The sequence below is a fragment of the Hydrocoleum sp. CS-953 genome, assembly GCF_002260545.1.
Lineage (GTDB): Bacteria > Cyanobacteriota > Cyanobacteriia > Cyanobacteriales > Microcoleaceae > Trichodesmium.
Window position 1 is genome coordinate 1 of record NZ_LGSU01000746.1, and the last position, 4479, is coordinate 4479.

Here is a 4479-nt window from a genome sequence, read left to right on the forward strand (position 1 = left end):
AACCTCTATAGTTTTAGTAAGGAGGATAGCATGAGGAATGTAGCTATATATGAATATAGGTTCAGCAAAATTAAAATTATTTTGAATTTACTCACCAAGACCTCTGACATAGCATCAGCTTAAAGGAGGAATATTAATCCTATATCTGTATACTGCCATAAATATTCAATTCTGTCATCATTAGCATCAATGTCAAAATTTTAGCTAACTATGAGCTTAACGGGATTTTCCTACCAGGTGTTGAAGTAGTTATTGTTCATCATCTGTGGACAGATGTAGGGATAAGGGTTTCCGTTCTGAATGGCCTAAATTATAGTCCGGTTAGTCAATATACCCTTAATGAATATATTTCAGCTTATATACCCGAACTGTCATGTTAATGCCCTACACAACTTTAAAACAATTTATATCTTCTATACCAGTATGCTTACAAACAGAAAATTTGCAGGTAGTATGGTCAATTTTCTGTAGAGAAAAATGTAACGAGTTAGTAGTAGTAAATCATCAACACCAACCACTAGGATTAATTTACTTACATAGTTTAATTCCTGATCTAGTATCAAACTCAGAAACCAAACTACTTCAAACTCATACTTCTATAGGAAATTGGCAACAACCTTTATCTGAAGTAAGTTATTTGACATTGGGTAGTCTGAGAATTTTACCAGCAGATTTAACTGTTGAAAAATTATGGCCATATCTCCAGCCAAAATCTGAAAGGGACATTAATCAAGAATATTCTAGTTTACCTATTGCTGTAGTAGATAAAGAGGGTAAATTTTTAGGATTACTAGATAGTTTGCGTCTATTAGAATTTCTTTCTACAACTGAAGAGCTGAAGCTAAATATCTCTGAACCAGAAAATTCCATAGAACAAGAGCAAATAGCTACAAAAGATTTGCTCAATCAAGGAACAGTAGAAACCTCTTCCTATCTCCGTTCATTAATCAAGCTCTTAGAAAAATTGCCTCTACCTTTAATGTTAAAGAATAATGATGGTAAAGTAATAAATCAGAATCTAGCATGGCGTTCTCAGATTGAAAAAGAATCTGAATTGATAGAAATTGTAGATGCGGTTGTAGGTTTATCTGCTAAAAATATTAAACAACAGCCGACAGAAGTAAAAATAGCAGACTCTTTAGCTATGCTGGGAGATAGTGTTACATTTTCATGTCTAGGAACAACTAATGGGAGCATTTCCCCTACTACACTTTTACAAGAACGAGCCAAAATACCAAAGTCAAATTCTGCTTCTAGTTGGTGTTATAATACTCAGCCTGATACTTATGTTTGTACTTGTCCTCAAAAAAATGGTCAAGAGCGAGTATGGCAGTTTAGTAGTCAGCAATTTTTTGACCTGACATTAGTTTTAGCTCAGGATGTCACAGAACAACACTTAGTGGCAAAGGAATTACAGGCTAAAAATGCTGATTTGATTCAGCTGAACCGACTTAAGGATGAATTCTTGGCTTGTATTAGCCATGAATTGAAAACACCCTTAACTGCTGTACTGGGTTTATCTAGTTTGTTGAAAGAGCAAACTCTAGGAACTCTCAATGAACGTCAAACCCGTTATGCTCAACTCATTCATCAAAGTGGTCGTCATTTGATGGCTGTAGTTAATGATATTCTAGATTTGACTCGCATGGAAACTGGTCAGATGGAGTTGAACCCAGAACCAGTTGAAATTCGGAAAGTTTGCGATCGCGCTTTTCAAGAAGCTTTACAACTTCAGCATCACAATTCTCAAGGTCTATCTTCTACTCTATTTCCTGATTCTCTGCGAGCTAAGTATACCTTGGAAATAGAGACTGGTTTGAATATTTTAATTGCAGATGAATTGCGTTTGCGCCAGATGTTGGTAAATCTGTTATCCAATGCTTTGAAGTTTACTCCAGCAGATGGTAAGATGGGATTGAAGGTAGCTAGATGGGAAAAGTGGATAACTTTTACTGTTTGGGATTTTGGGATTGGTATACCACCAGACAAGCAACATTTGATTTTTCAGAAGTTTCAACAATTAGAAAATCCTCTTAATCGTCAATTTGAGGGAACTGGTTTAGGTTTAGTATTAACTCAACGTTTAGCTCGTTTACATGGTGGGGATGTTACTTTCATTTCTCAGGAAGGTAAGGGAAGTGAATTTACGTTGATTTTACCACCTATTCCACCTCNGGATTGGTATACCACCAGACAAGCAACATTTGATTTTTCAGAAGTTTCAACAATTAGAAAATCCTCTTAATCGTCAATTTGAGGGAACTGGTTTAGGTTTAGTATTAACTCAACGTTTAGCTCGTTTACATGGTGGGGATGTTACTTTCATTTCTCAGGAAGGTAAGGGAAGTGAATTTACGTTGATTTTACCACCTATTCCACCTCCAAAAAATTTAGGAAAGGAGGGATGGGAAACAAATGATTATCTTAAAGAACAAGGATTAATTGCTACTGAAGAAAATGAATTACGGACAAAAAAAGATAGTAAATTACCTGTTAATAATTACCAATTATCTGTCATTAATTATTCATCTCGTTTAGTTCTAATTGTTGAAGCAGTTCCACGATTTATTGAAGATTTAACAAATAAATTAACAGGTTTGGGTTATCGAGTCGTTATTGCACGTTCTGGTACGGAAGCAGTTGAAAAGGCACGAAAGTTACAACCAAAATTGATATTTCTGAATCCATTATTGCCACTTTTATCAGGTTGGGATGTCTTAACTCTGCTAAAAACTGATACTGATACTTGCGAGATTCCTGTAGTAATAACTTCCACGAGAGGTGAGAAAGAAAGAGGAGTAATTAATGGAGCGAATAAATTTTTAAGTTTACCTGTGGAACAATTAGAATTAGAACAAATATTGACTGAGTTTACTGATTCACCGTCAAAAAAACAGCATTATCAAAAGTTAGTAATTCTCCGTTTAATTCCTGGTAAGTATAATTTTCAGAAGTCTACTACAGAAGACTCTATCTATGAGGATAAGTTTCTTTCACTTCCTAGTGAATACAGAATGATAGAAGCGGATGATTTAGCTCAAGCTAATTTACTTGCTAAGATTTGGCAACCTAATGTAATTTTGGTAGAAAAAATATNGCATTATCAAAAGTTAGTAATTCTCCGTTTAATTCCTGGTAAGTATAATTTTCAGAAGTCTACTACAGAAGACTCTATCTATGAGGATAAGTTTCTTTCACTTCCTAGTGAATACAGAATGATAGAAGCGGATGATTTAGCTCAAGCTAATTTACTTGCTAAGATTTGGCAACCTAATGTAATTTTGGTAGAAAAAATATCTAAAGCCATCGCTCCAGTTGAATTTATTCAAAAGTTAAGTCAATATTCTACCTTGGCAGCTATTCCTTTAGTAACTTTGGATTCTGAAACTACTCAAGCTGCTAATCAAGTGAAAGAATTGTCTGTTTTTCCTTGTTTGGCTTTTGAGAAAAATGACAATAATTTAACTGAAACAAAACTTGATTATGAGTGTTTAACTTCGGCGTTGTGGCAAGTAATTTCTATTGCTGCGGGTATGAGTTGCCTGCCAAATATATTAGTTATTGATGTGGCAAATATTAAGGATTTTACGGTTCCTTTAAAAAATGTTTTGTCTGAGGATGCTGTTATTAATTTATCTGATTTTACTCTAGAACAAAAGGGGAGAGATTTAGGAGATAATACTTTTAATTATCCGAGTTTTCCTGGTTTTATTTCTGATTTAGAAGTGACTAATCAAAATTTGCAAGATTGTGCAGAAACTAAATTACCAATTGATAGTACGCAGGTGTTAGTTCAGTATATTCAAACTTCTGGATTTAAAGGTTTAATTGCTAAATCTTGGGTTGAGGTTTTACAGCAGTTGGAAAATCAGAGTGTGGATTTATTGTTAATTTGTTTGCGGGGAAATTTACCGCCTGGTTTGGATAAAGGATTATCTGATTTAGAGCGAATTGTTATAAAACCTCCTATATTAGTTTTGGAACATTATGATTATAAATTACCAAAAAATCTGACACCAGAAAATCTAAATTTAGTTTTGAGCAAGGTAGCTACAAAAATTTTGCCTTCCGATCTATCAATAGTAGATTTATTGGAGGAAATTAAGGGTCAGTTGACATTTTCTGGGGTTTGAAGGAGTCAGTAGTAATTCTTGACTGAGTTTGAGCATAGATAAATGTTCGTGCCCTATTTGCTTAGTGCTATATCTAATAAATCTCATAACTAAAACGTTTTAGTTGGAGAAATTTTTAACCACAGGAAAAGTGGCATTCCATATTTGCGCATTGGAATTATCGCTTTATAGAACACATTTGATATCTTTGAGGTTGATTTTCTTTTCTACAACGTTCGCGATATAGCTGCAGCGACGGCTCCGCCTTTCATGTCGCGCAGTGAAAGCGGAACGGAGTTCTATCGCTAAAAAATAATTTCTTAGATGATGGAATTTTTCTGTTTCTGTATACGGATAGAGCCAGAGT

The 4479-nt window shown here is 34.5% G+C and carries 1 protein-coding gene and 2 pseudogenes; 2 read left to right on the forward strand and 1 reads right to left on the reverse strand.

The genetic code is table 11. From position 1 onward, the window contains the following. Window positions 1-1450: 1450 nt before the first annotated feature. A pseudogene (locus AFK68_RS44630) lies at window positions 1451-2174 on the forward strand (sensor histidine kinase); the annotation flags it as partial. Between the two features lies 1 nt (window position 2175). Further along, window positions 2176-2844, forward strand: a pseudogene (locus AFK68_RS34745) (ATP-binding protein); the annotation flags it as partial. Between the two features lie 1454 nt (window positions 2845-4298). Here AFK68_RS34745 and AFK68_RS38490 read toward each other — a convergent pair. After that, on the reverse strand, window positions 4299-4479 hold a 181-nt coding region (locus tag AFK68_RS38490; protein WP_210407315.1), incomplete at its 5' end, for a hypothetical protein.